This is a genomic window from Spirillospora sp. NPDC052242, assembly GCF_040679555.1.
Taxonomy (GTDB): Bacteria; Actinomycetota; Actinomycetes; order Streptosporangiales; family Streptosporangiaceae; genus Spirillospora.
This window is the reverse complement of the sequence record NZ_JBFAUZ010000068.1, coordinates 20,176-44,983: the sequence shown is the minus strand read 5'-3', so window position 1 is coordinate 44,983 and position 24,808 is coordinate 20,176. Positions and strand designations below refer to the sequence as shown.

Here is a 24,808-nt window from a genome sequence, read left to right as displayed (position 1 = left end):
CGCCCCCCGCGCGGGCGGGGCCCCCCGCGCCGCCGCCCGCCCCCGCCCGGCGGGGGGCGGGGCCGGGGGGGGGGGGGGGGGCCCCCCCCCGGCCCCCGGCCGTTCCGTGCCCCGGCCTGAGGGCGCCGGGTCAGCGGGTGAGGAGGTCGCGGAGGGTCTTGGCGACCTCGGCGGGGGCCTCTTCGGCCATGAAGTGGCCCCACGGGACGGTCGCGTGGACGAGGTCGGACGCCCAGGGGCGCCAGAGGGCCTCGGCGTCGTAGCCGAGTGCGGTGCCCCAGTCCTGCTGGAGGACGGTGACGGGCATCGCGAGGCGGTTGCCCGCGTCGCGGTCGGCCTGGTCGTGGGCGATGTCGATGTTCGCGGACGCGCGGTAGTCGGCGACGATCGAGGGGATCGCGGCGCGGCAGGCGGCCAGGTAGGCGGCGCGGACGTCGGCGGGGATCGCGTCCGGGGAGCCGGCCCACAGGTCGAGGAAGTGGCCGAAGAACGCGTCGGGGTCGCCGGCGATCAGCCGTTCGGGGAGGCCGGGCGGCTGGGCCATCAGGTAGAGGTGGAAGCCGACGGCGGCGGAGACGCCGTGCATCGCGTCCCACATGTCGAGCGTGGGCAGGACGTCCAGGGTCGCGAGGTGCGTGACGGCGCCGGGGTGGTCGAGGCCCGCGCGGAACGCGACGAGGGCGCCGCGGTCGTGGCCGGCGAGCGCGAAGCGCTCGTGGCCGAGGGCGCGGGCGGCGGCCACCACGTCGGCGGCCATGGTGCGCTTGGAGTAGGTGTCGGGGGACGTCTCGGCGGGCTTTTCGCTGTCGCCGTAGCCGCGCAGGTCGGGGACGATGACGGTGTGGTCGGCGGCGAGGTCGGCTGCGACATGCCGCCACATCAGGTGGGTCTGCGGGAAGCCGTGCAGGAGGACGATCGGGGTGCCGGTGCCCGCGACGGCGGTGGTGAGGTGGACGCCGTCGGCGACGGCGATCCGGTGGTAGTCGAAGCCTTCGATCTTCACGTTCGGTCTCCTTCGTTCCGTGTGCCTCCAGGTTGGGCGGCGCGGATGAGCGATCGATGAGCAGCTATAACCGAAGGGTGCGGTTCGGGGTGCTGGGGCCGGTGGCGGCCTGGGACGACGCGGGGAACGCGGTCGGGCTGCGGGGGCCGCGGCACCGGGCGGTGCTGGCGCGGCTGATCGTGGCGCGACGGCGGGTGGTGCCGGTCGGGGTGCTGGTCGACGACCTGTGGGACGATCCGCCGCCGGACGCGGTGGGCGCGGTGCGGACGTTCGTGGCGGCGCTGCGGCGGGCGCTGGAGCCGGACCGGCCGCCGCGGGCGCCCGCGCGGCTGCTGGTGACGGAGGGGCCCGGCTACGCGCTGCGGGCCGAGGACGTCGACGCGTGGCGGCTGGAGCGGATGGTGGGCGAGGCGTCGTCGGCGCCCGCCGGGGAGCGGGTCGGGGTGCTGGACGCGGCGCTCGGGCTGTGGCGCGGTCCCGCGTACGCCGACTTCGCGGACGAGGACTGGGCACGGGCGGAGCGGAGCCGGCTGACGGAGCTGCGGCTGCACGCCGTGGAGCGGCGGGCGGAGGCGCTGCTCGAGGCGGGGCGCGCGGCGGAGGCGGTCCCCGATCTCGACGCGCACGCGGCGGCGCATCCGTGGCGGGAGGACGCCTGGCGGCTGCTGGCGCTGGCGCTGTACCGGACGGGACGGCAGGGCGACGCGCTCGCGGTGCTGCGGCGGGCGCGGGGGCTGCTGGTCGAGCAGCTCGGCATCGACCCCGGGCCCGGCCTGCGGGGGCTGGAGGAGGACATCCTCCGGCAGGCGGACCGGCTGGATCCGGCGGGGGCCGCGGAGCGGGTGTGGGCGGAGGCGGCGGCCGCCTACGACCGGACGGTCACCGCGCGGGCGCGGCTGGAGTCCACCGTGGGGCTGCTGCGGGACCTCGCGGTGACCGGCGGGGACGGGCTGCTCGCGGCGCGGCGGCACCGGGTGGACGCGGTCCGCGCGGCGGAGGAGCTGGGCGATGCCGAACTGACCGCGCGGGTGATCGGCCTCTACGACGTCCCGGCGATCTGGACGCGCGTGGACGATCCGGGGCAGGCCGCCCAGGTCGTCGCGGCCGCCGAGCGCACCCTCGGCGCGCTGCCGGACGGGCGGGACGCGACGCGGGCGCGGCTGCTGGCGACGATCGGGCTCGAGCGACGGGGCGACCGCGGCGGGCGGGGCGCGCGGGCGGCGCGGGAGGCGGCGGCGATCGCGCGGCGGCTGGACGATCCGGCCCTGCTGGGCTTCGCGCTCAACGCGGTGTTCATGCAGACGTTCGGGCGGGCGGGCCTCGCGCCGGAGCGGGACCGGATCGGGGCGGAGCTCGTCGGGCTGGCCGCGCGGAACGGGCTGGTGACCTATGAGGTGCTCGGGCATCTGGTCCGGCTGCAGGCGCGCGCCGCGCTGGCCGACTTCGCGGGGGCCGACGGGCACGCCGAGGCCGCGGACCGGCTGGCCGAACGGCACGAGCGTCCGCTGGTCGAGGTGTTCACCCGCTGGTACGGGGCGTTGAAGGTCGCGGCGGGCGGGGCACCGCCGGAGGAGGCCGAGGCGGCCTACCGGGACGCGGCCGCGCTGCTGCCGGGGGCCGGGATGCCGGGCATGGAGGCGGGCCTGCTGCCGCTCGCACTGCTGAGCGTGCGCGTGCTGCACGACCTCCCCGCGCCGGTCGACGTCGGCGACTGGGGCCCGTACGAGCCGTGGGCGCGCCCGCTCGTCCTGCTGGCGCTGGGACGGGACGCGGACGCGGCGGCCGCGCTGCGGCGGGTGCCCGAGCCGCCGCCCGACCTGATGCAGGAGGCGATGTGGTGCCTCGCGGCCCGGGCGGCGGTCATGGTGGACGACCGGGCGGCGCTGGCGCGGGCCCGCGCGGCGCTCGCCCCGGCGGCGGGCGAGCTGGCGGGCGCGTGCAGCGGGGTGCTCACCCTGGGGCCGGTCGCCCGGTACCTGGACGGGCGCTGATCACAGCCCCCGGGTGCTCAGGCGAACAGGCCCTGGAACGTGACGCCGTCGGGCAGCGGGCGGGCGATGCGCCACAGGACGGTCACGTGCGACGAGCGGATCAGCCACCGGCCGTCCTCGATCGCGTAGCGGTCGTCGTACTCGATCGCGCTGACGGCCTCGGTGCCCGCGACCCGGTCCACCTGCCGGAAGCGGAGGGTCCACGCGCCCTTCGCCCGGCCGTCGCCGAGCAGCTCGATCACCGGGTGCATCGCGTGGTGCATGTCCAGGACGACGTAGCGGCCGTCGTCGTCCCGGGCGAGCCCGACGTTCCGGAAGACCGCGGTGAGGGCGTCGCGGTCCTCGAAGGAGCCGGTCGGGCCGTAGTCCATGGTCGCGCCCTCGGCGACGAAGCAGTCCCGGAAGGCGTCGGCGTCCTTGCGGTCGCAGGCCCGCAGGTACCGGTACTTGAGCGCCTTGATCTGCTCGACGGCCTCGAGCGCGGCCACGCGCTCCTCCAGCGTCCGGGCGGCGGTGGTCTCCATCCCCCGGACGCTAGGCGGCCGGAACGCGGGGCGGGATCGGCGTTCCCGCCCAGCGGGACGGGGTTTCGCCGGCCAGTCCGCGGGTAGGCGACGCGGGTGGCTTGTGGCGGCCCGTCCGGGCGGGGGCATCGAGGCGTCCCGCACACCGCCGACCTGCGGATCGAGGCGTGGGCGCCGTCCCGCGAGGCCTGCATCGCCGAGGCGGTGACCGGGCTGGTCGAGGGCTTCGCCGACACCTCGGGCGTGCGGCGGCTGCGCACCGTCGAGTGGGCCGTCCCGCCGGGGCCGGACGAGGACCTGCTGGTCGCGGTGCTCGACGAGGTGATCTTCCGGCTGGAGGTCGAGGGCGACATCGTGCTCGACGCCGGGTTCGTCCCGGCGGACGGCGGCGGCCTCACGGCGCGGCTGACGGTCGGGGACGTCGTCGAGGCGACGGCGGTCGGGGCGGTGCCCAAGGCGGTGTCGCTGCACGGCCTGCGGTTCGGCGCCGATCCGGACACCGGCGGATGGTCCTGCGCCGTCACGGTCGACGTCTGATCCGGGGGCGTCCGAGCCGGGGCGGCTACCCCTTCACGACGCCCACGGGGACGAGCCGGGCGACCTTCCGGCAGAGGCCCGCGCCCTCGGCGGCCTCGACGACCGCCGACACGTCCTTGTAGGCGCCCGGGTGCTCCTCGGCGAGCCCGCGCCACGACGAGGCCCGCACGGCGATGCCGTCCCGCTCCATCGCGGTCCGCAGGTCCTTCCCGCTGACGCCGCGGGCGGCCTGGTGGCGGCTCTGCGCGCGGCCCGCGCCGTGGCAGGCGGACGCGAACGCGGGGGTGCCCGCGACGCCCGTCAGCACGTAGGACGAGGTGCCCATCGTGCCCGGGATCAGCACGGGCTGGCCCGCGCTCCGCAGGTCGTCCGGCAGGTCGGGGTGGCCGGGCGGCAGCGCGCGGGTGGCGCCCTTGCGGTGCACGCACAGCCTGCGGCGGCGGCCGTCGACGACGTGCTCCTCGAGCTTCGCGAGGTTGTGCGAGACGTCGTAGACGAGGTCGAGGCGGGCGCCCGTGGCACGGCGGAACACCGCGCGGGCCGCCTCGGCGAGCAGCTGCCGGTTGGCCCGGCCGTAGTTCGCGGCGGCGGCCATCGCGCCCAGGTAGGCGCGGCCCTCGGGCGACTCGACGGGCGCGCAGGCGAGCTGCCGGTCCGGCACCTCGATGCCGTGGCCCGGCATCGCCCGCTCCATCTCCCGCACGTGGTCGGTGCAGATCTGGTGGCCGAGGCCGCGCGACCCGCAGTGGATCATCACGCAGATCTGGTCGCGGCGGATCCCGAACGCCGCGGCGACGCCGGCGTCGTACACCTCGGCGACCCGCTGCACCTCCAGGAAGTGGTTGCCCGACCCGAGGCTCCCGACCTGCCGGGCGCCGCGCTCGACGGCCCGCTCGCTCACCCGTCCGGGGTCGGCGTCGGCGACCGCCCCGGCGTCCTCGCAGCGCAGCAGGTCGCGCTCGTCGCCGTGCCCGTGCTCGACCGCGTACCGGGACCCGCCGGTGAGGATGCCGGTCAGCTCGGCCCGCCCGGGCAGGTGCCAGACCGCGCCGCGCCCCATCCCGCGCGGGATCACCGGGTCGAGGCCGTCCATCACGTCCGTCAGGGCGGGCGCGAGCGCGGCCGCGTCGAGGTCGGCGGCCAGCAGCCGGACGCCGCACGAGATGTCGAACCCGACGCCGCCGGGCGACACGACGCCGCCGTCGGCCGGGTCGGTGGCGGCGACGCCGCCGATGGCGAACCCGTACCCCCAGTGCACGTCCGGCATGGCGTAGGACGCCTCCACGACGCCCGGCAGCGTGGCGACGTCCGCGACCTGCCCGATCGCCCGGTCGGCGGCGTCCACCAGCTCCCGGGACGCGAACACGACGCCGGGCACCCGCATGCCGCCCGTCGCCTCGATGCGGAACCGGTACGGCGCCTCCTGCACCAGGTCCACGGCGGTCATGCCGTGACGGGATGCTTCAGGTAGTGGCCGAACCAGCGGACGGCCATGTCCGTGGCCTGCTCGAGGGTGCCGGGCTCCTCGAACAGGTGCGAGGCGCCGGGGACGATCTCCAGCCGGTGCGTCGCGCGGTGCATCCGGTCGGTGGCCCGGTCGTTCAGCCGCAGCACCTCCGGGTCGCGGGCCCCGACGATGAGCAGCACGGGCGCGCCGACCCGTTCCAGCGCCGTCCCGGCCAGGTCGGGACGGCCGCCGCGGGAGACGACCGCGCCGATCAGCTCGGGGCGCTCGGCGGCCGCGGCCAGCGCGGCGGCGGCGCCGGTGCTCGCGCCGAACAACCCGATCGGGGTCCCGGCGGTGCGGGGTTCGGCGGCGAGCCAGTCGACCGCGCCGACGAGCCGGCGGGTCAGCAGGTCGATGTCGAAGCGCAGCTCCCGGGTGGCGTCGTCCGCCTCTCCCTCCCGGGCGGTGAGGAGGTCGATCAGCAGGGTGCCGATGCCCGCCCGGTTGAGGCCCGCGGCGACGGCCCTGTTGCGCGGGCTGTGCCGGGAGCTGCCGCTGCCGTGCGCGAAGAGCACCACGCCGCTCGGACGGTCCGGCAGGGCCAGATCGCCCGGCAGCGCGGCGTCCTCGAGTCCGAGTGTCACGTTCGCGGTTTCCATAGCGCGGGGCTACCCCCGGGCTCGCCGCCCATTCCACCGCCCGGCCGGGGACGCCGCGTCTTACGATCCCGCGCCGCCCTCGATGACGTCGAGGACGTGCTCGGCGATCGCCATCGAGGAGGTCGCCGCGGGGGACGGCGCGTTCCGGACGGTCGTGACCGGGCCCAGCCGGTTGATGCGGAAGTCGTCCACCAGCGACCCGTCGCGGTCCAGCGCCTGCGCGCGCACCCCCGCACCCGCGCGCACGACGTCCCCGGCACCGATCTCCGGGACGTAGCGCCGCGCGGCACGCATGTAGGCGCGCTTGGACAATGACCCGTACATCTCGCGGGCGCCGGTGCGCCAGTGCCGTGCCGCCATCCGCCACGTCCCCGGCCAGCCGACGATCCCGCGCAGGTCCCGCGGCGAGACGTCCGAGCGCCGATACCCCTCCCTGGCCAGCGCCAGGACGGCGTTCGGGCCGACCTCGACCTCCCCCGACACCCGCCTGGTGAAGTGCACCCCGAGGAACGGGTAGCGGGGGTCGGGCACCGGGTAGATCAGCCCCCGCACCATGTGCGCCTTCTCCGGCACGATCGTCATGTACTCACCCCGGAACGGCACGATCCGCGGGCTCGGCTCGTCACCGACCAGGCGGGAGACGGCGTCGGCGTGGACGCCCGCGCAGACGATCAACTCGTCGACCCGCTCGGTCCGCTCCCCCGACCGCACCTCCAGCCCCCCGCCCGCGAGCCGGGCGACGCCGGTGACCGGGAACGATGTGCGGACCTCACCGCCCGCCGCGACGATCTCGTCCGCGAACGACCGCGCGATCAGCGCGTAGTCGGTGATCGCGGTGCGCGGCGAGTACAGGGCCGCCAGGCCCGTGCCGTGCGGCTCGATCTCACGGATCTCCGCAGGTCCGACGCGCCGCATGCCGGGCACCGCGTTCACGCCCGCCCGCCGCTCCAGCTCGTCGAGCCGCGCCACGTCCTCGCCGGTGACCGCCACGACGAGCTTGCCGCACTCCTCATACGGCAGACCCTTCTCCGCGCAGTAGTCACGGATCATGCCGCGGCCGCGGGCGCACAGCCCGGCCTTGAGGCTGCCGGGCGCGTAGTAGATCCCCGCGTGCACGACACCGGAGTTCCGCGCCGTCTGGTGAACGGCGACCCGGTCCTCCTTCTCCATCACAACGACCCGCGTCCCGGGACGCCGCCGGGTGATCTCCCGCCCGATCGCCAGCCCGATGATGCCCGCCCCGACAATGCCGGTGACCTGGTCAGCCATACGCGTCTTCCGTTCCTTCACGATTCCTTCTGGGGGATACCCGCTCAGCCTCGAGAATTGATCACGAAGGTCTTGGCCCGGGTGCAGCACCCCTGTCTACACGTCGGGCCTCGTCACCCGCACCGGCGCCGCCGTCGAGCATCTCTCCTCGGAAGACCGGTTAGGCGGCCGCCCGTAGCCTCGGTGCTGGATTTGACGGGGCCGCGCACGCGTTCGTATGTTCGTATAGCGCACACGCGTGTGCGATGCGAACGTCGAGCGTGGGAGGGACGGCGGGAATGGCGGAGATCGTCTCGCTGGACGAGGCCGTCGGGGAGCTGATCCACGACGGGGACGAGGTCGCGCTGGAGGGGTTCACCCACCTCATCCCGGTGGCGGCCGGGCACGAGATCATCCGGCAGGGGCGCCGCGACCTGACGCTCGTCCGGATGACGCCCGACATCGTGTACGACCGGCTCATCGGTGCGGGGTGCGCGCGCAAGCTGGTGTTCTCGTGGGGCGGCAACCCGGGCGTGGGCTCGCTGCACCGGTTCCGGGACGCCGTCCAGAACTCGTGGCCGGTCCCGATCGAGATCGAGGAGCACAGCCACGCCGGGATGGCGAACCGGTACGTGGCGGGCGCGTCCGGGCTGCCGTTCGCGGTGCTGCGCGGGTACCGGGGCACCGACCTGCCCGCGCACACGGCGAACATCAAGCCGATCACCTGCCCGTTCACCGGCGAGGAACTGACGGCGGTGCCGGCGCTGAACCCGGACGTCGGCGTGGTGCACGCGCAGCGCGCGGACCGGCGCGGCAACGTCCAGCTGTGGGGCATTCCCGGCGTCCAGAAGGAGGTCGTGCTCGCCTCGAAGCGGTCGCTGGTCACCGTGGAGGAGATCGTGGACGAGCTGGAGGAGCGGCCCGGCGCGATCACGATCCCGTCGTGGGTGATCACGAAGGTGGCGGTGGCGCCCGGGGGCGCGCGGCCCTCCTACGCGCACGGCTACTACGAGCGCGACAACGACGCCTACCGCGCGTGGGACCCGATCGGCCGAGATCGGGACAGGTTCCGGTCGTGGCTGGAGAGCGAGCTGGGGGTGCGGGCATGACGTACACGTCGGACGAGATGATGACGGTCGCCGCCGCGCGGGAGCTGCGCGACGGCACCGCGTGCTTCGTGGGGATCGGCCTGCCGAGCACCGCCGCGAACCTGGCGCGCCGGACGCACGCGCCGGGGCTCGTGCTCGTGTACGAGTCGGGGACGCTGGGCGCCAAGCCGGAGCGGCTGCCGCTGTCGATCGGCGACGGCGAGCTCGCCGAGACGGCGGACACGGTGGTGAGCGTCCCCGAGGTGTTCAACTACTGGGTGCAGCCGGGACGCATCGACGTCGGGTTCCTCGGCGCCGCGCAGATCGACCGGTTCGGCAACATCAACACCACGGTCATCGGCGGCTACGACGACCCGAAGGTGCGGCTGCCCGGCGCGGGCGGCGCCCCGGAGATCGCCGCGCACTGCGGCGAGGTGTTCGTGATCGTCCGGCAGTCGCCGCGGACGTTCGTGGACCGCGTCGAGTTCGTGACGTCGGTCGGGTTCGGTTCGGGTCCCGGCGACCGCGAGCGGTTCGGGCTGCGCGGCGCGGGACCGAGGTTCGTCATCACCGACATCGGCGTGCTCGAGCCGGACCCGGAGACCTGCGAGCTGACGCTGACGCGGCTGCATCCCGGATCGACCGTCGAGCAGGCGCGGGAGGCGACCGGCTGGGACCTGAAGGTCTCCCCCGGGCTGCGCACCGGCGAGCCGCCCACCCCGGACGAGCTGGACGCGCTGCGGGCGCTGAAGGCCGCGGGCTGAGCCGTCCGCCATAATGGTGCGCTGATGACCACCGAGGACGAGCGCGGCGCGCACTTCGTGCAGTCGCTGGAGCGCGGCCTGGCCGTGATCCGGGCGTTCGGCGCGGACGCGCCGGAGCTGACGCTCAGCGACGTCGCGCGCGCGACCGGCCTCACCCGGGCGGCCGCCCGCCGGTTCCTGCTCACGCTCGCCGACCTCGGCTACGTGCGCACCGACGGGCGGCTGTTCTCGCTCACGCCGCGCGTCCTGGAGCTGGGGTACGCGTTCCTGTCCGGGGTGTCGCTGCCGGAGATCGCGCAGCCGCACCTGGAGCGGCTCGCCGCGCGGGTGCACGAATCGACGTCGGTGTCCGTGCTGGACGGCGCCGACGTCGTCTACGTCGCGCGCGTCTCGGTGTCGCGGATCATGGCGGTCGGCATCAACGTGGGCACCCGGTTCCCCGCGGCGGCCACCTCGATGGGGCGCGTGCTGCTGGCGAACCTGCCCGACGCGGAACGGGACGCGCTCGTCGACGCGTGGGACCCGGCGCCGCTCACCCCCCGTACCGTCCTGTCGAAGGACGCGCTGCGCGCCGAGCTCGGGAAGGTGCGCGAGCTCGGGTGGGCGATGGTCGACCAGGAGCTCGAGGAGGGGCTGCGCGCGGTGGCGGCGCCGCTGCGGGACCGGGACGGCCGGGTGGTCGCGGCGGTCAACATCTCCACGCACGCGAGCCGCACGCCCGTCGCGTCCGTCCGGCGAGACCTGCTGCCGCCGCTGCGGGACGCGGCGGCGGCCATCGAGGCCGATCTAGCGTCGGTGCCCGCGGCACGGCGCGTCGTCTAGCCGGAGCGCCGCCCGGCGCCGTGTCCCGCGGGCTTTGCCGGGCGGCGGCGCGGTCCTGGGTTTAGTCCGTGGCCCCTCGGGTCAAATTTCCCGAAACCACGCACCGAGGACGAGGCCGATGACCGATCCGCTGCCGCCGACGCGCCGGAACCGCGCGAGCCTGACCTACAAGCTGCGGTACGCCGCGCGGAACCCGGACAAGATCAGGGCCTACCTGTCCCGCATGTCGCGGGACCTGAAGCTGCGCGCGGTCTCCCGGGACCACGTCGCGTACTACCGGGCGGTGATGCGGTCCGACACCGCCCGGAACCCGGAGGCCGCCGTCGGGAGCCGCAGCCACGAACGCTGGCTCGCGCTCGGCCTGATGCAGTTCGACTACCTGCGCGAGCACGGCCTCAAGCCGGACGACCGGATGCTGGAGATCGGCTGCGGCAACCTGCGCGCCGGCTGGCGGTTCATCGACTTCCTCGACGCCGGCAACTACTACGGCATCGACATCTCGCCCGACATCCTGCTCGCCGCGCAGAAGACGCTCGTCCGGCACGGGCTGCGCGACAAGATGCCGCACCTCGCACTCGTCGACGACCTGAAGCTGGAGTTCCTGCCGTCCGAGCGGTTCACGGTCGTCCACGCGCACAGCGTCTTCAGCCATTCCCCGCTCGACGTCATCGACGAGTGCCTCGCCAACGTCGGCCGCGTCCTCGCGCCCGGCGGCTTCTTCGACTTCACCTTCGACCGCACCGAGGGCGCGGAGCACCACGTCCTGCGCGAGGACTTCTACTACCGCACCGAGACGCTGACCCGGCTCGCGGAGCGCCACGGCTTCACCGCCCGCTTCATGGAGGACTGGGAGGAGCTGCCGCACGGCCAGTCCAAGATCCGCGTGACCCGTCCGGAATCCCGGCCGGAGTCGTGACGGCGACGCCGCGGCGCCCGCGATCACCCGGTCAGGATATGCCCTGCCTTAGCAGCAGACCGCGCACCGATTTTCGCTCCCCCGAGGCAGCAGACTTTTGCATGCAACCGCTCTAGAACCGAACCGACGTACCGACAAAGCCCTCGCGGAGAATGAAGTCCTCATCCCCGCCAGTCGTCACTGCGTGCGCCGCGACGCCGTCCGATCGAGCTCGCCGCCCGTCCCGTCGGCATCACCACCGTGTTGTTCACCGTCCGCCGTGCCGGAGGAACGTTCCGGAAGGCATCGGTACCGTGCGGGCACGGTTCGCCTGTGGCGGCGCACAGTCCCGTGAAGAGACGCTGGTGTGCGCGACGGGAGAAGCGCATAATCAAGGCTTCTCTCGGGCGGTCGAGGAGGCCCAGATGCGCGGTGCGGCGGTCGTCGTTCTGGCCGGGTTCGGCGTGTTCCTGCTGGCCACCGGCGTGCTCGTGCGGACGTACGTGGCGCCGGCGGTGGTGCGCGCGCCGACGGACATCTACAAGGTCCAGCGGCTGCGGGCCGAGAACGCGACGTACTTCGACGCCGGGGCGCTGCGGGTCCGGACGGGCGCGCGCGTCGTCGCGACGGCGACCGTGCGCGGGGACGTCGAGGCGAGCGGCGACGACGTCGCGGTGTGGGACATGACCACGGTGATCCAGGACCTCGACCGCGGCTACCTCATCGACGTCGCGACCCGGCGGCTGGCCTTCGACCGGCGGAGCGGCGAACTCGTCCGCTGCTGCCGTGCGGCCGTCCAGGGCGACACGTCCGTGCGGCAGTCGGGCCTCGGGGTGTTCTGGCCGATGGACGTGCGGAAGCGGACGTACCAGATGTTCGACGCCCAGACGCGGCGGACCTGGCCCGTCGTGTTCAAGGGGGTCGAGGAGGCCGGCGGGGTGGATGCCTACCGGTTCGAGTTGCACGTCCCGCCGACGAAGGTGCCCGGCGAGGCGCCCGCCGTACCCGCGCAACTGCTGGGGCTCGACGGCGACGGGGCGGTGCCGGTCGACCGCTACTACCAGGGCGACGCGGTCTTCTGGATCGACCCCCGCACCGGCGCCCCGGTCGACCAGCGGCAGAAGGTGCATTCGACGCTGCGGGCGCGGTCCGGCGCCGGCACCCTCGTCGTGGCCGACCTGGAGATGCGGATGACGTCCGAGGCGCAAGCCGCGCTGGCCGAGACCGCGAACGACGCCGCCGCGCAGGTCCGGCTCCTGGAGACGATCGTCCCGCTGGGCGCGGCGGCGCTGGGAGCCGCGCTCCTGGCGGCCGGCATCGTCCTGGACCGGCGCGGCGGGCGGACGCGGCGCCGCACGGCGCCGCCCGCGGACGGCACGACGCAGCGGCTCCGCCCCGGCACGTCGAGTCCCTGACGCGGTCGAGGCGTGGCCCGCGCGCCCGCCGCGCCGACCGTCAGAGCCCGGCGAGCTGACCGCCGTCCACGACGACGCTCACGCCGGATTGGAAGGCCATGTCCGGCGAGGCCAGGGCGAGCGCGGCCTGGGCCATGTCCTCCGGTTTCGCCATCCGCTTCATTCCGTCCACGTTGGCCTTGCCCCATTCGGTCTTCTGCCGGTCCCACTCGGCGTCGCTCATCGGCGGGTAGAAGGCGCGCTGCGCGTCGACGATCGCGGTGTCGGTGGTGCCGGGCGCCAGCGACACCACCCGGATGCGCGGTCCCAGCTCGATGGCCGCGCTGCGGACGATGCCGCTCACCCCGCCCTTGCTCGCCGAGTACGAGCTGAGGCCCGGACGGCTGACGAACTCGTGCGTCGATCCGGTCACCAGGATGACGCCGCCTCCCCCATGTGCGCGATCTCGTACTTGATCGACAGCCAGACGGCGCGGGTGTTGGTGTTCAGCGTGTCGTCGAACTCCTCCAGGGTCTGCTCGGTGATCGGCTTCATCGTCTGGATCCCGGCGTTGTTGAGCGCGACGTCCAGCGCGCCGTACCGGCGGGCGATCCCGTCGACGAACCCCTTGCGCTGCCGGGGGTCGCGCACGTCCGCGCGGACGTACGTCGCCTCGCCGCCCGCGCGCCGGATCTCCCGCTCCACCTCGCGCCCGAGCCGCTGCCGGCGCCCGCAGAAGCCGACCCTCGCCCCCTCCCGCGCGAACGCGATCGCCGCCGCGCGTCCGATCCCGGACGTGGCGCCCGTGATCAGCACGGTCTTACCCTCGTACCGGCGCTCCCGGCGCGGCGCCGGGGCGGCCGCCGCGGCCGGTCCCGCCGCCATCGTCATGCCGGCCACGCCCGCCGCCACCGCCGCCGCGGCACGGGGCGGCCGGGCGTTCTCCCCGCCTACCGGCGGCCTACCGCTCGATCATGGTGCGGCGGCACGTCGACGGTCGTTCGAGCGGTCAGGGACGGCCGCTCAGCCGGGCGATGTCGGCGCGGTCGAGCATGACGAAGTCGCCCGTGGCCTCGACCGTCACGCGGTCCTCCTGGATCAGCCGGCCGACCGTGCGGATCCGGCGGCCCTCGTGCGACTCGACCTCGCCCTCGAACAGGCACGGCACGTCCAGCAGGGTGGGCCGCCGGTACCTGATCTCGAGGCGGGCCGTCGGGCCGGGCAGTCCCGCGATGACGTTCGCGGCGGCGCAGACGAGGTCGAAGGAGGCCGCGAGCACGGCGCCGTGCACGCAACCGGGCGGGCCCTGGTAGGGACGGGTGAACGTGCCGCGCAGAAGGGCCTTGGGCGGTTCGAACTCGACGGACAGCGGCAGGGCGAGCGGGCTGTGGCGACCGACGACGACGTCGTAGGGCATCCGGGCGGCGAGGTCGGGCGCCTCGTCATCGGCCGTGATCGCGGGGGCCAGCAGCATGGTCATCGGGTGCGGCGGGTCCGGGACGTGGCGTTCCAGCCGGTCCGCGACGGCGTTCAACTCGCGCGCGGCGGCACGGGTGACGTCGGCCGGGGCCGTGGTGGAGGTGCACAGCGCGATGAGGCGCCGCACGGCGTCCGCCAGCTCCTCCGATTCGCGCTCCCGGCCCGCCAGCGCAGGCGGAAGACTGCTCTCAGCCGACATATGCGTCACGTCCTTCGATTTCGGTCACCCTGCTGTCGATCATCGCGGATTTCCGGTGTCCGAGGCCAGGGTTGCGATCCACGGTTCCGTCGGGAACGAGGCGGGCGGCGGACGCGCCCGCCGAGGGGTTCGCGGCAGGGCGCGGTGGCCCATCGGCTCGAGGCGCGGGGCGTTCGCCACCGCAGTCCCGCTCACCGGGCGGGCCCCCTTGCAGAAGGGAGATCGTATATATCATCCAGCCTTCGAAGCGGGCCCCGGCGGCCCCGCACGGTGCTCGGGCGAGCTTGCTGGAGGCGGCACATGCCGGACGACGACACCGGGGGTTCCGGGCGCCGGCGCCCCCGCGCCGTCCGCGCGGAGCCGTGGCGGGGCGATGGCGGGCCCGTCGCCGGGCCCGCACGCGGTGCCGTCCGGCCGGAGACGCGGATTGCGTTCATCGAGCCGCCGATGCGCTTCTTCGACTTCGGTTCCGACGAGACGGGCTCCGGACGGCATCCCGCGTCCGGCGCCCGGAGGCGATCGAGCCCGCGGCCGGCCGGGCGGTCCCCCGGCGGCTGAACCCAGACTCCCGCGACGAAAGGTGCGCGCATGCCCGACCACGCCGTCAACGAGTCCATCAACCTGATCAGCGGGGAGTTCTGGGGGCGGAACCCGCACGACGAACTGCGCTGGATGCGGGAGAACGCGCCGGTCTACCGCGACGAGAACGCCGGGGTGTGGGGCGTCTCCCGGCACGCCGACGTGAAGCGGGTGTCGCGGACGCCCGAGGTGTTCTCCAACGCGCACGGCATCCGGGCCGACGCCCCCGCCCTGCCGATGATGATCGACATGGACGACCCGGAGCACAAGGTGCGCCGGAAGCTGGTCAGCGCGGGGTTCACGCCGCGGCGCGTCGCCGGGCAGGAGGACTACCTGCGGCGGGTCTGCGACGAGATCATCGACGGGGTGTGCGAGCGCGGCGAGTGCGACTTCGTCGCCGACGTCGCCGCGCTGCTGCCGCTCATCGTGATCGGGGACGCGCTGGGCGTGGCGCCCGAGGACCGCGCGATGCTGCTGACCTGGTCCGACGACATGCTGCGGGCCCTCACCGGCGGCGACGACCCGGAGCTGATGGTCCGGGCCGCGGACGCGTTCGCCGGGTTCACCGAGTACGCGACGCGGGCGGCCGAGCGGCGCCGCGACGACCCGTCCGACGATCTGCTGAGCGTCCTCGTGCACGCGGAGATCGACGGGGACCGGCTCGACCTCGCGTCGATCGTGCAGGAGTCGCTGCTGATCCTCATCGGCGGGGACGAGACGACGCGGCACGTGATCTCCGGCGGGATGTACCAGCTGTGCCTGCACCCGGAGCAGCGGCGGGCGCTGATCGACGACCCCGGGAGGATCCCGGTGGCGGTCGAGGAGATGCTGCGCTGGGTGTCGCCCATCAAGAACATGGCCCGGACGGCGCTGCGGGACGTCGAGCTGGGCGGGCAGCGGATCCGCGAGGGCGACAAGCTGCTGCTCCTGTACCCGTCGGCGAACCGGGACGCGGAGGTGTTCGACGAGCCCGACCGGTTCGACGCCGGGCGGACCCCCAACGACCACATCGCGTTCGGCAACGGGCCGCACTTCTGCCTCGGCAACAGCCTGGCGCGGCTGGAGCTGAAGGTGATGTTCGAGCGGCTGCTGGCGCGGCTGCCCGACATCGAGCCGGTGGACGAGGCCGAACCCGCGTACCGTCCGGCGAACTTCGTGTCCGGCTACGACGCGTTCAAGGTGACGTTCACCCCGGCCGCGCGGAAGGCGGTCTGACATGGCGGACGATCTGCCGGAGCTCGGCTTCTACGGGCTGCCGGGGCATTCCGGGTCGCCGCGCGACCTGCTGGACCAGGTGCGGGACGGCGAGCGGCTCGGCCTCGGGTCGGTGTTCCTGTCCGAGCGGTTCACCACCAAGGAGGCGGCGACCCTGTCGGGCGCGGCGGGCGCGGTGTCCGAGCGGCTCGGGGTCGCGACCGCCGCGACCAACCACAACACCCGGCATCCGCTGCTCACCGCGACGTTCGCGACGACGATGCACCGGCTGACCGGCGGACGGTTCGCGCTGGGCCTCGGCCGCGGCTTCGACATGCTGTTCGACGTCATGGGGCTGCCCCGGGTGACGACCGCGCAGCTCGAGGACTTCATCGGCATCGTGCGCCGGCTGTGGCGGGGCGAGGCGGTCGTCGACCATCACGGCCCGGCGGGCGACTTCCCGTACCTGAGCCAGGACGCGTCGTTCGACGAGGACGTGCCCGTCCTGCTCACCGCGATGGGCGGGCGGACGCTCGAGTTCGCGGGGGCCGTCGCGGACGGCGTCGTCCTGCACACGTTCTTCACCGACGAGACCCTCGCGCGGTCGGTGGCGGCGGTGCGGCGCGGCGCGGAACGGGCCGGGCGGGACCCGGCGAAGGTGCGGGTGTGGTCGGTGCTGGCGACCGTCGGCGACCACCTCGACGAGGAGGCGCGGCTCCGCAAGCTCACCGGGCGGCTCGCGACCTACCTGCAGGGATACGGGGACCTGCTGGTCCGCGTGAACGGCTGGGACCCGGCGGTCCTCGCCCGGTTCCGCGCGGACGAGCTCGTCGCCGGGTTCCCGGGGGCGTTCGACGCCGTCGCGACCCCCGACCAGCTCCGCCGGGTCGCGGAGCTGCTGCCCGCCGACTGGTTCGGCGCGGCGGCGACCGGCGACGCGGACGCCTGCGCGCGGCGCGTCGCGGACCAGTTCGACGCCGGGGCCGACGGGGTGATCCTGCACGGCGTGACGCCGGCCGAGGTCGAGCCGGTCGTGGCGGCGTACCGGAAGGTCAGGCCCGCGCGGGTCGCCGGGCTCCCCCGCAACCCGGGGAGGTGCTGACGGCGTGCGCGTCATCGACACGGCCGACGGGCTGACGCCCGAGGCGCTCGGCGAGGTCCTCGGCGTCCCGGTCACGGCCGTCCGGTGGGAGAAGGTCGGGTCGGGGCAGATCGGCGCGTGCTACCGGCTCCGGCTGGACTGCGCGGACGGCGTCCGGCGCCGGCTCGTCGCCAAGCTCGCCGCCGAGGACGAGGGCGCCCGCGCGTTCCTCTGGCCGGTGTACCGGGCGGAGGTGGCGTTCTACCGGGACCTGGCCGCCACCGTGAAGGTGCGGACGCCGCGCTGCCACTACGGGGCGATCTCCGCCGACCACACCCGTTTCGTGCTGCTGCTGGACGACCTCCACCCGGCGGTGCAGGGCGACCAGCTCGCGGGCTGCGCGCCGGACCGGGCCGCCGCCGCGGTCGCGAACCTCGCCGGGCTGCACGGTCCCCGCTGGTGCGACCCGACGCTGCTCGAGGTGCCGTGGCTGAAACCCGTCGGGGCGGAGGACGCGGCGCAGCTCGGCGAGGTGTTCGGCCCGGCGGTCGACACGTTCGTCGAGCGGTTCGCCGGGCGGCTGGACGACCGGGACGTCCGGACGCTGCGGGAGTCGGCGGACGCGATCGCCGCGTGGGTCGTCGGGCGCCCGGACGTCTTCGGGCTCGTCCACGGCGACTACCGGCTCGACAACCTGCTGTTCGGCGACGACGGGCGGGTCACCGCGGTCGACTGGCAGACGATCGGCCTCGGGCATCCGCTGCGGGACCTGGCGTACTTCCTCGGCACGAGCCTGCTGCCGGACGACCGCGCCGCCCGGGAACGCGAGCTCGTCGGCGTCTACCACGCCGAGCTGGAGCGGCACGGCGTCACCGGCTACGACCTCGACGCCTGCTTCGACGACTACCGGTTCGCGGCCCTGCAGGGCCCGCTGATCACCGTCCTCGGGTGCGCGTACGGGACGCCGACGGAGCGCGGCGACCGGATGTTCCTGGCGATGGCGACCCGCTCCTGCGCCGCGATCCGGGCGCTGGGCACCCTGGACCTGATCTGACCGGCGCCCCGCTCAGGCGGGCTCGCAGATCACGACGGGGATCTCCCGGTCCGTCCAGGACTGGTAGTTGTCGTAGTCGGCGTACACCTCGACGAGGCGCGGCCAGAGCGCCGCGCGCTCGTCCGCGTCGGCGGTGCGGGCCCGCATGCGGCGGACGTCCGACCCGATCCGCACCACGACCCGCGGGTCGGCCCGCAGGTTGAGGTACCACATCGGATGCCTCGGCAGGCCGCCCTGCGACGCGACGATGACGACCCGGTCGCCGTCCCGCATGTACAGCAGCGGCAGCGTGCGGGGCCGCCCGGTCTTGCGGCCGCGGGTGGTGAGCAGGCAGATCGGCACGCCGCGCCGCAAGGCGGACCCGACGCGCCACGTCCCGCCGACCCGGCCGTTCGTGAGCCGGTACGTCTCGACGTGCAGCCGCGACGCGACCTTCATGAACTTCGGGACGAACGGCGAGTCGAGCCCCTTCGGCGGCACCTTCGACGGCATGGTCCTCACTTCCATTCGGCATCGGGCAGGGGCGGCAGCCGTCCCGCCGTGAGGGCCGCCGCCTGCTCGGCGAGGCCCGGTTCGTACTCCGGGTGCGTCAGCACGAGGAAGCGCCGCTCGCGCACCGCGCCGACGACCCGCGCCGCGACGTCCTCGGGGGCGATCCCGCCCGCGACCGTCGCGGCGATCATCTCGTTCATGAACGCGACGTCGTCCCCGGGCGCGCCCTCGAGCCCGGCCGGGCGCGTCCGCTCGGACTCGTGGATCCGCGTCGCCACACCGCCCGGGCACAGCGCCGACACCCCGATGCCCGATCCCTCCATCGCCAGCTCCTGCGCGAGACTCAGCGACGCCGCGAACGCAGCCCACTTCGAGACCGTATAGGGCGCCGCACCCGGCCCGACGAACAATCCGGCGACCGAGCACGTATTGACCACGTGCCCTTCGCCGCCCTGCTCCAGCATCCGGGGGACGAACGCCCGCACACCGTGCAGAACGCCCCACAGGTTCACGCGCAGCGCCCACTCGAAGTCGGCCGCGGGCCGAGTCCACATCCGGCCGCCCGTGTAGACGCCCGCGTTGTTGCACAGCAGATGGACCTCGCCCATCTCGGCGAACACCCGATCGGCGAACCGCAGTACCGCCCCCTCGTCCCCGACGTCCACGATCTCCGTGAGAACCACCGCCCGCCCCGCCGTCCCCGCCCCGCTGCCGGCATCGGCGTCCGCGCCGTCCGCTCGGCTCGGGCCTCGGTCGGAGGTGCGGGGGGTGGGGCGGTGGGCGGCTCGGGTGAGGGCGGCGGTCTCGCGGAGGCCCTCGGGGTCCACGTCGGCCAAGGCCAGGTGCATGCCCTCGCTCGCCAGGCGCACGGCCAGCGCGCGTCCGATCCCGCTCGCCGCGCCGGTCACCACCGCGACCCGTCCGCCCAGTTCGCGCATGGAGCCTCCCGCGTCAGGCCGTCCGCCCCTGTCGGCGAGCCGATCAGCACGCTAACCTCGCCCGCACGACGTATTCAATATGAGGAGCGCGATGCCTCGAACCGCGGTCGTCGTCACCGGCGGCGCCTCCGGCATCGGCGCCGCGTGCGCCCGGGCGCTCGCCGAGCACGGCAGGCCCGTCGCCCTGTGGGACCGCGCCGACGCGGCGGACGTCGCGCGCCGGATCGGCGCGGACACCGGGACGGCCGCGATCTCCGTGGTCGTGGACGTCACCGACGCCGCCGCGTTCCCCGCGGCGCTCGACGCGTCGCGCACGGCGCTCGGGCCGCTCGGCGGCCTGGTGCACGCGGCGGGGATCGCCGGCCCGGCCGCGGTCGGCGACCTGGACGAGGCCCGCTGGGACGCCGTCCAGCACGTCAACCTCCGGGCCCAGGCGCTGCTGGCGCAGGCGATGCTGGACGACCTGCGCGCGCAGGAGGGGTCGGCGATCGTGGGCATCTCGTCGATCGAGGCGTTCGTCGGGCAGATGTTCATCCCCGCGTACTGCGCGTCGAAGGCGGGGCTGCTCGGCCTGACGCGGGCGCTGGCGCACCAGCTCGCGGGCGACGGGGTGCGGGTGAACGCGGTGTGCCCGGGCTACATCGACACTCCGCTGCTCGCGGCGGCGGCACCGGCGGAGATGCGGGCGGAGTTCGCGGCGAAGGCGCCGGTCGGGCGGCTCGGACGGCCCGCGGAGGTCGCGGCGGCCGTCCGGTTCCTGATGAGCGACGAGGCGTCGTTCATCACCGGCACGCACCTGACGGTCGACGGCGGCACCACCGCGGTCGACCGCTGACACGGCCGACACGAGCGGGAGGGCACAGTGGGAACCCTGGACGGGACGGCGGCGCTGGTGACCGGCGGCGGCAGCGGCATCGGGCTGGGCTGCGCGGTGCGGCTGGCCGCGGAGGGCGCGGCCGTCACGATCTGCGGACGGACGGAGGCGCGGCTGCGCGACGCCGCCGAGCGGGCGCGCGAGGACGGGTTCGACATCGGCCACGTGGTCGCCGACGTCACCGACGATGCGCAGGTGGCGGAGGCGGTGCGGGCGGCGGGCGAGCGCGGGCCGCTGCGGACGGTCGTCGCGAGCGCGGGCGGGTCCAGCTCGATCGGCCCCATCGGCGACCTCGACCTGGACCAGTGGCGCGCCACCCTGGAGTTGAACGCGACGGGGACGATGCTCACGATCCGGCACGCCGCCCGGGCGATGGCGCGCGGCGGCGGCGGGTCGATCATCGCGATCTCGTCGATCGCGTCGTCGAACACGCACCGCTGGTTCGGCGCGTACGGGGTGTCCAAGGCGGCCGTCGACCATCTGGTCCGGCTGGCGGCGGACGAGCTGGGCGGCGTCGGCGTCCGGGTCAACGGCGTCCGCCCGGGGATCGTCCGCACCGAGCTCGTCGCGGGCATCGCCGACACCGGGCCCGTCCTGGAGGACTACCTGTCGTGCATGCCGCTGTCCCGGGTCGGGGAACCCGAGGACATCGCGGGGGCCGTCGCGTTCCTCGCGGGGCCGGAGGCGTCCTGGATCACCGGCCAGGTGCTGAACGTGGACGGCGGGCACCATCTGCGGCGGGGGCCGGACTACTCGTCGTTCTTCGAGCCGATGTTCGGCGCCGACGCGCTGCGCGGAGTCCCGCCGGAGGACGCCGGGTGAGCGGCCCGGAGTGACGGCCGGAGTGACGATCCCCGGCGCGCGCGGGCGGCCGGCACCTGCGACCCTGTGGTCATGCGCATCGTCATCGTGGGCGGCGGGATCATCGGCGCCGCCCTGGCCGACCGTCTCGCCCGCCCCGGCACGGCGGAGGTGACGCTGGTCGAACGGGACCGGCCGGGCGCGGGGGCCTCGGGCGCGAGCTACGCGTGGCTCAACGCCAACGACCCCGCCGACGCCCGCTACCACGCGTTTCGCGTCGCCGCGCTGGACGTCTGGCGGCGGGTCGCCGCCGAGTTCGGCGGGCCGGACTGGGTGCGGTTCGCGGGGAACACCGAGTGGGCCGTCGCCGAGCCCGCCCGGGACGCCCTCGCGGAGCGGGTCGCGCGGCTGCGCGACCTCGGCTACCCCGCGACGCTGACCACCGCCACCCGGCTCCGCGACGACGAGCCGGCACTGCGCCCGCCCGCCGGCGCGGTCATCGCCCGCTTCCCCGGCGAGGGGCACGTGCACGGGCCCGCCGCCGTCGACGCGCTGATCGCCCGCGCCCGCGAGGCGGGCGCCGGGATCCGCGCCGGGACGCCCGTGACCGGGCTGCTCGGCCGCGGCGACCGCGTCACCGGCGTCCGCACGCCCGCCGGGGACCTGTCCGCCGACGTCGTGATCTGCGCCGCCGGGTGGCGGAGCCCCGCCCTCCTCGCGACCGCCGGTCTCGCGCTCCCCCTCGTGGACGCCGAGGCGCCCGGTTCGTCCGCGCCGGGCCTCACCGCGGCGACCACGCCGGTCCGGGAGCCGGTCAACGGCCCGGTCCACACGCCCGGCCTCGACCTGCGGCCCGCCCCGGACGGCGGGCTCCTGCTGGAGGCCGCCGACCTCGACGCCGCCACCGATCTCGCGACCCCGCGGGCCGACCTGGACGCCCGCGCGGCCGAGCTGCTCGACCGGGCGCGCGTCCTGTTCCCCGGCCTGGACGCCCGCGTCGACCGGGTGCGCCGCTGCGTCCGGCCGCTGCCCGCCGACGGCCGCCCGCTCGTCGGCCCGCTGCGGCCCGGCCTCTACACCGTCGTCACGCACAGCGGCATCACGCTGGCCCCGTACCTGGCCGGCCTGGTCGCCGGGGAGATCCTGGGCGAGGCGGCCGAACCGGCGCTGGCCCCCTACCGCCCCGACCGGCCGTCGCCGGCCCCGGATCGCCCCTGACCGGCCGCGGACCCGCCGGTATGCTGGACGGCGGCCGTCCCGTCCGGGACCGGCCGAGCGGCGGTGGGGCCCGCCGTACCCGAACCGCGGCGCCGACGCCGCCAACGGTCCCTGCTCGTAACGAACGCGCCCGGAACCGGGCACGCACGAGTAGGAGACGGACACGATGACGACCCCACGCGACCGGACCGACCGCACGGCGGCGGCCGGCGGGACCGGCCTCTCCCCCGCGCGGTCGCGCGCCCGCGGGGAGGCGGCCGTGATCGCGGCGATCTCGGTCGGCGGCGGGCTCGGCGCGGCCGCCCGCCACGGCGCCGCGCTCCTGTGGCCCGCGCACGGCCACGCCTTCCCCTGGACGATCCTCGCGGTCAACGCGCTCGGCTGCGCCCTGATCGGCGTCCTCATGGCCGTCCTCGCCCGCGCGCGGACGGCGCACCGGCTGATCAGGCCGTTCCTGGGCACGGGCGTGCTGGGCGGGTTCACGACCTTCTCCACGTACGCGGCGGACGTCCGGGGCCTGCTCGGGGACGGCCACGCCCGCCTCGGCATCGCGTATCTGGTGGCCACGCCGGTCATCGCGGTCACGGCCGCGTGGGGCGCCGCCGCCCTGACCCGCCGCTTCCTTCCCGCGCCGCGAGGGGAGGCCGGATGAGCTGGCTGCTCGTCGTCGCCGGGGGGATGGTGGGCGCGCCGCTGCGCTACCTCACCGACCGTGCCGTGCAGGCCCGCAACGGGACGGCGTTCCCCTGGGGCACCTTCGCCGCCAACATGCTCGGCTGCCTGGTGCTGGGCGTGCTGACCGGCGCGGCGGTGCGGGGCGCGGCCTCGGACCCGGTGCGCCTGCTGGTCGGCACGGGGCTGTGCGGTGCGCTGACGACGTACTCGACGTTCTCGTACGAGACGGTGCGGCTGGCGGAGTCGGGCGCGCGGCTGCTCGCCGTCGCGAACGTGGCCGCCGGCGTCGCCGCCGGGCTCGTCGCCGTGGCCGCGGGCGCGGCGGCGGCCGGGGTGTTCTGGGCCTGACCCTTCGAGAATACTATTCTTGCGATAAGAGAGTCTTCATGTCGCAAGGAGGACGGCGTGCCGGTTCGCCACGACCACTGGATAGGCGGCGGGAACGAGCGGCCGGCGGGCGGCGCCTACCTGCCCACGGTGGACCCCGCGACGCGGGACCCCGGCGACGAGATCGCGGCCGGCTCGGCCGCCGACGTCGAACGGGCGGTGGCGTCCGCCGCGGCCGCGCAGCCGGAGTGGGCGCGGCGGTCCGGGGCGGACCGCGCCGGGACGCTGCACCGGATCGCGGACGCGATCGAGGCGGACGCCGAGACCCTGATGGAACTCGAACGGGCGTGCACCGGCAAGACCCCCGCGCAGCTCCGCATGGAGGCCGACATGTCGGCCGCCTACTTCCGGTACTACGCGGGCGTGCTGCGCGCCCACGGCGGCCGCACGATCGACCAGGGCGCCCGGCACCACACCTACACACGGTTCGAGCCGTACGGGGTCATCGCCGCGATCACCCCGTGGAACCTGCCGCTGAACCAGGCGTGCCGGGCGCTGGCCCCCGCGCTCGCGGCCGGGAACGCGGTCGTGGCGAAGCCGTCGGAGTTCACCTCGACCTCCACGCTGCACCTGGCGCGGCTCGCCGGGGAGGCCGGTCTCCCGGACGGCCTGCTCAACGTCGTGACGGGCACCGGGCCCGACGCGGGCGCGCCGCTGGCCGCCCACCCGGGCGTCCGGCGGATCACGTTCACCGGGTCGGTCGCCACCGGGCGGCGGCTGGCCGGGGTGGCGGCCGACCGGCTCGTCCCGGTGACGCTGGAGCTCGGCGGCAAGTCGCCGCTGGTGGTGTTCGCCGACGCCGACCTCGACCGGGCGGTCGCCGCCGCGGTCGCGGCCGTCGCGACGAACGCGGGGCAGGTGTGCTCGGCCACCGCGCGGCTGCTGATCGAGTCGTCCGTGCACGACGACGTCGTCGCGCGGATCGTCGAGGCGGTGGAGAAGCTCGCGCCGGGCGCGGACTTCGGACCGATCATCACCGAGGAGCAGTTCCGCAAGGTGCTCGGCCACTTCGACGCGGCCCGCGCCGCCGGGCTCGCGCCCGTGACGGGCGGGTCGGCGTACGAGGACGGCCCGGCGGCGCGGGGCCGCTACGTGCGCCCCACCGTCTACGCGGGGGTCCCGCCGGACGCGCCGGTCGCCCGGGAGGAGCTGTTCGGGCCCGTCCTGGTCACCATGCCGTTCACCGGCGAGGACGAGGCCCTCGCCATGGCGAACGACACCGACTACGGGCTCGTCGCGGCCGTCTGGTCCGGGGACGTCGCCCGGGGCCTGCGGCTCGCCGAGGGGATCCAGGCGGGGCAGGTGTCGGTGAACGGCGGCGCCCTCACCATCGAGACGCCGTTCGGCGGGTTCAAGGACAGCGGGCACGGGCGGGAGAAGGGCGTCGAGGCGCTGCACGAGTACGGGCAGACGAAGGCGATCAGCCTGTCGCTGGACTGAGCGGGCCGCGCCCCGGCGTGGGACC

General features: G+C 75.2%; 24 protein-coding genes and 1 pseudogene. 16 read left to right on the top strand and 9 right to left on the bottom strand.

Annotated elements, in window-relative coordinates:
• Window positions 1-130 precede the first annotated feature (130 nt).
• Window positions 131-1,003, bottom strand: a complete 873-nt coding sequence (locus AB0L25_RS37440; protein WP_500177930.1) for an alpha/beta fold hydrolase — start codon at window positions 1,001-1,003, stop codon at window positions 131-133.
• A 56-nt stretch (window positions 1,004-1,059) separates the two neighbouring features.
• Here AB0L25_RS37440 and AB0L25_RS37435 point away from each other — a divergent pair, with 56 nt between their 5' ends.
• The gene (locus tag AB0L25_RS37435) at window positions 1,060-2,994 is read left to right on the top strand and encodes an AfsR/SARP family transcriptional regulator (RefSeq protein ID WP_500177928.1); all 1,935 of its coding nucleotides are present in this window, start codon (window positions 1,060-1,062) and stop codon (window positions 2,992-2,994) included.
• Window positions 2,995-3,011: 17 nt separating this feature from the next.
• On the opposite strand, the gene AB0L25_RS37430 is transcribed toward AB0L25_RS37435, so the two are convergent.
• Window positions 3,012-3,518, bottom strand: a complete 507-nt coding sequence (locus tag AB0L25_RS37430) for a nuclear transport factor 2 family protein (protein WP_500177927.1) — start codon at window positions 3,516-3,518, stop codon at window positions 3,012-3,014.
• Between the two features lie 96 nt (window positions 3,519-3,614).
• Here AB0L25_RS37430 and AB0L25_RS37425 point away from each other — a divergent pair, with 96 nt between their 5' ends.
• Complete coding sequence (locus AB0L25_RS37425) at window positions 3,615-4,055, top strand: archease (protein ID WP_500177925.1); 441 nt, start codon at window positions 3,615-3,617, stop codon at window positions 4,053-4,055.
• A 25-nt stretch (window positions 4,056-4,080) separates the two neighbouring features.
• Here the strand turns inward: AB0L25_RS37425 and AB0L25_RS37420 are convergent, their stop codons facing one another.
• Genes AB0L25_RS37420 through lhgD form a run of 3 tightly spaced genes read right to left on the bottom strand, consistent with a single transcriptional unit; the run spans window position 4,081 to window position 7,430 of the window.
• Window positions 4,081-5,502, bottom strand: coding sequence for an RtcB family protein (locus AB0L25_RS37420; protein WP_500177923.1), 1,422 nt, complete (start codon window positions 5,500-5,502; stop codon window positions 4,081-4,083).
• Window positions 5,499-6,161 carry a dienelactone hydrolase family protein gene (locus AB0L25_RS37415; protein ID WP_500177921.1) on the bottom strand — a complete coding sequence of 221 codons (663 nt, stop codon included), beginning with the start codon at window positions 6,159-6,161 and terminating at the stop codon, window positions 5,499-5,501. Before AB0L25_RS37415 ends, AB0L25_RS37420 begins: the two co-directional genes overlap by 4 nt.
• Before the next feature lie 60 nt (window positions 6,162-6,221).
• Window positions 6,222-7,430: an L-2-hydroxyglutarate dehydrogenase gene (gene lhgD / locus AB0L25_RS37410; RefSeq protein WP_500177919.1), complete on the bottom strand. Its 1,209-nt coding sequence runs from the start codon at window positions 7,428-7,430 to the stop codon at window positions 6,222-6,224.
• 278 nt (window positions 7,431-7,708) lie between these two features.
• Here lhgD and AB0L25_RS37405 point away from each other — a divergent pair, with 278 nt between their 5' ends.
• The 5 genes from AB0L25_RS37405 (at window position 7,709) to pgfA (ending at window position 12,393) form a co-directional block, all read left to right on the top strand.
• Window positions 7,709-8,518: a CoA transferase subunit A gene (locus tag AB0L25_RS37405; RefSeq protein ID WP_500177918.1), complete on the top strand. Its 810-nt coding sequence runs from the start codon at window positions 7,709-7,711 to the stop codon at window positions 8,516-8,518.
• On the top strand, window positions 8,515-9,261 hold the full coding sequence (locus tag AB0L25_RS37400) for a CoA-transferase subunit beta (protein WP_500177917.1): 747 nt from the start codon (window positions 8,515-8,517) through the stop codon (window positions 9,259-9,261). The genes AB0L25_RS37405 and AB0L25_RS37400 overlap by 4 nt, the downstream gene beginning before the upstream one ends.
• Window positions 9,262-9,285: 24 nt before the next feature.
• The gene (locus AB0L25_RS37395; RefSeq protein ID WP_500177916.1) at window positions 9,286-10,083 is read left to right on the top strand and encodes an IclR family transcriptional regulator domain-containing protein; all 798 of its coding nucleotides are present in this window, start codon (window positions 9,286-9,288) and stop codon (window positions 10,081-10,083) included.
• Window positions 10,084-10,201: 118 nt separating this feature from the next.
• Window positions 10,202-10,999, top strand: coding sequence for a class I SAM-dependent methyltransferase (locus AB0L25_RS37390; RefSeq protein WP_500177914.1), 798 nt, complete (start codon window positions 10,202-10,204; stop codon window positions 10,997-10,999).
• A gap of 404 nt (window positions 11,000-11,403) precedes the next feature.
• Window positions 11,404-12,393: a cell envelope lipid trafficking protein PgfA gene (gene pgfA, locus AB0L25_RS37385; RefSeq protein WP_500177913.1), complete on the top strand. Its 990-nt coding sequence runs from the start codon at window positions 11,404-11,406 to the stop codon at window positions 12,391-12,393.
• 40 nt (window positions 12,394-12,433) lie between these two features.
• Here pgfA and AB0L25_RS37380 read toward each other — a convergent pair.
• Both AB0L25_RS37380 and AB0L25_RS37375 read right to left on the bottom strand, forming a co-directional pair.
• Window positions 12,434-13,257 (bottom strand): annotated as a pseudogene (locus AB0L25_RS37380) (SDR family NAD(P)-dependent oxidoreductase).
• Between the two features lie 124 nt (window positions 13,258-13,381).
• A complete protein-coding gene (locus tag AB0L25_RS37375) occupies window positions 13,382-14,050 on the bottom strand; it encodes a PaaI family thioesterase (RefSeq protein WP_500177912.1) in 669 nt (222 codons plus the stop codon).
• Between the two features lie 588 nt (window positions 14,051-14,638).
• Here AB0L25_RS37375 and AB0L25_RS37370 point away from each other — a divergent pair.
• From AB0L25_RS37370 to AB0L25_RS37360, 3 genes are read left to right on the top strand one after another with little or no spacing between them, the layout of a single operon-like run.
• Window positions 14,639-15,844 carry a cytochrome P450 gene (locus tag AB0L25_RS37370; protein ID WP_500177910.1) on the top strand — a complete coding sequence of 402 codons (1,206 nt, stop codon included), beginning with the start codon at window positions 14,639-14,641 and terminating at the stop codon, window positions 15,842-15,844.
• Window position 15,845: 1 nt separating this feature from the next.
• The gene (locus tag AB0L25_RS37365) at window positions 15,846-16,925 is read left to right on the top strand and encodes a TIGR03857 family LLM class F420-dependent oxidoreductase (RefSeq protein WP_500177908.1); all 1,080 of its coding nucleotides are present in this window, start codon (window positions 15,846-15,848) and stop codon (window positions 16,923-16,925) included.
• 4 nt (window positions 16,926-16,929) lie between these two features.
• The gene (locus AB0L25_RS37360) at window positions 16,930-17,958 is read left to right on the top strand and encodes a phosphotransferase family protein (RefSeq protein WP_500177906.1); all 1,029 of its coding nucleotides are present in this window, start codon (window positions 16,930-16,932) and stop codon (window positions 17,956-17,958) included.
• A 12-nt stretch (window positions 17,959-17,970) separates the two neighbouring features.
• On the opposite strand, the gene AB0L25_RS37355 is transcribed toward AB0L25_RS37360, so the two are convergent.
• Window positions 17,971-18,450, bottom strand: coding sequence for a nitroreductase family deazaflavin-dependent oxidoreductase (locus tag AB0L25_RS37355; RefSeq protein ID WP_500177904.1), 480 nt, complete (start codon window positions 18,448-18,450; stop codon window positions 17,971-17,973).
• A gap of 5 nt (window positions 18,451-18,455) precedes the next feature.
• Complete coding sequence (locus tag AB0L25_RS37350) at window positions 18,456-19,388, bottom strand: SDR family NAD(P)-dependent oxidoreductase (protein WP_500177903.1); 933 nt, start codon at window positions 19,386-19,388, stop codon at window positions 18,456-18,458.
• A gap of 91 nt (window positions 19,389-19,479) precedes the next feature.
• Here AB0L25_RS37350 and AB0L25_RS37345 point away from each other — a divergent pair, with 91 nt between their 5' ends.
• The 6 genes from AB0L25_RS37345 (at window position 19,480) to AB0L25_RS37320 (ending at window position 24,783) form a co-directional block, all read left to right on the top strand.
• A complete protein-coding gene (locus AB0L25_RS37345) occupies window positions 19,480-20,223 on the top strand; it encodes an SDR family NAD(P)-dependent oxidoreductase (protein WP_500177901.1) in 744 nt (247 codons plus the stop codon).
• Between the two features lie 27 nt (window positions 20,224-20,250).
• Window positions 20,251-21,084, top strand: a complete 834-nt coding sequence (locus tag AB0L25_RS37340) for an SDR family oxidoreductase (RefSeq protein WP_500177900.1) — start codon at window positions 20,251-20,253, stop codon at window positions 21,082-21,084.
• A 72-nt stretch (window positions 21,085-21,156) separates the two neighbouring features.
• On the top strand, window positions 21,157-22,281 hold the full coding sequence (locus AB0L25_RS37335) for an NAD(P)/FAD-dependent oxidoreductase (RefSeq protein ID WP_500177898.1): 1,125 nt from the start codon (window positions 21,157-21,159) through the stop codon (window positions 22,279-22,281).
• A 166-nt stretch (window positions 22,282-22,447) separates the two neighbouring features.
• Window positions 22,448-22,933 carry a fluoride efflux transporter FluC gene (locus AB0L25_RS37330; RefSeq protein WP_500177897.1) on the top strand — a complete coding sequence of 162 codons (486 nt, stop codon included), beginning with the start codon at window positions 22,448-22,450 and terminating at the stop codon, window positions 22,931-22,933.
• Window positions 22,930-23,304 carry a fluoride efflux transporter CrcB gene (crcB, locus tag AB0L25_RS37325; protein ID WP_500177896.1) on the top strand — a complete coding sequence of 125 codons (375 nt, stop codon included), beginning with the start codon at window positions 22,930-22,932 and terminating at the stop codon, window positions 23,302-23,304. The genes AB0L25_RS37330 and crcB overlap by 4 nt, the downstream gene beginning before the upstream one ends.
• A gap of 57 nt (window positions 23,305-23,361) precedes the next feature.
• Window positions 23,362-24,783: an aldehyde dehydrogenase family protein gene (locus AB0L25_RS37320; RefSeq protein WP_500177895.1), complete on the top strand. Its 1,422-nt coding sequence runs from the start codon at window positions 23,362-23,364 to the stop codon at window positions 24,781-24,783.
• Window positions 24,784-24,808 lie beyond the last annotated feature (25 nt).